Origin of the sequence: Planctomonas deserti (genome assembly GCF_003067705.1) — a bacterium.
Classification (GTDB): Bacteria; Actinomycetota; Actinomycetes; order Actinomycetales; family Microbacteriaceae; genus Planctomonas; species Planctomonas deserti.
Map to the genome: position 1 here is coordinate 1 of NZ_QANL01000041.1, position 744 is coordinate 744.

Consider the following 744-nt stretch of genomic DNA (forward strand, 5'->3'; position numbering starts at 1 on the left):
GCAATTGGCTTCCGACGGCACGCAGCTGAAACCACGCTTGCCCAGCCACGCGATGGTGGCCTGCCGCACCTTGGCATTCTGCAGGCGGCGCTGCGGAATCAACTGCGGATCGCGCAGGCTGGCCAGTGCAGCGGCCAGCGCCGGCACCGGCAGTGGGTTGTCGCCCAGGCTGGCCAGTTCGCGAAGGCGGTCGGGATGCGCGGCCGCCACGCCCAGACGCAGGCCGGCCATGCCATACAGCTTGGAGAACGTACGCAACACGATCAGGTCATCGCGCTGCGCCACCTGTGCGATCAAGCTCGGCTGTTCGCTGTACTGCAGATAGGCCTCGTCCAACAGCACGCGGGTGGATGCGGGCTTGTGGGCCAGCAGCCAGGCGAGCTCATCCGGCGGGCTGATCGAACCGGTCGGGTTGTTCGGGTTGCACACATACAGCAGGCCTGTCGGGCGTGCGTGTGCGGCGGCGACCATCGCACGCAGGTCATGTGCGCCGTTGTCGCGCAGCGGCACTTTCTGCACGTGCGCACCGTGGGCGGTGGCGACCTCGCCCAGCGTCTCGAAGGTCGGGTCGGCGACTACCAGTCCCGCCTGCGGGCCGGTCCACAGCACGGCGGCACGGTTCAGCGGTTCGCTGGAACCCGGATAGAGCCGCACGTGATCGGCCGGGATGCGCGCCTGTTCGATGAAGGCGTCGCGCACCTGACCGGCCAGTGCGAAACGGTAGCGGCCGCAACCGGCGATGCT

Annotated in this window: 1 protein-coding gene; it reads right to left on the minus strand. The window is 68.5% G+C overall.

The genetic code is table 11. From position 1 onward, the window contains the following. Positions 1-744: aminotransferase class I/II-fold pyridoxal phosphate-dependent enzyme (locus DAI20_RS19405; protein WP_108252883.1), on the minus strand; the 744-nt coding region annotated here is incomplete at both ends.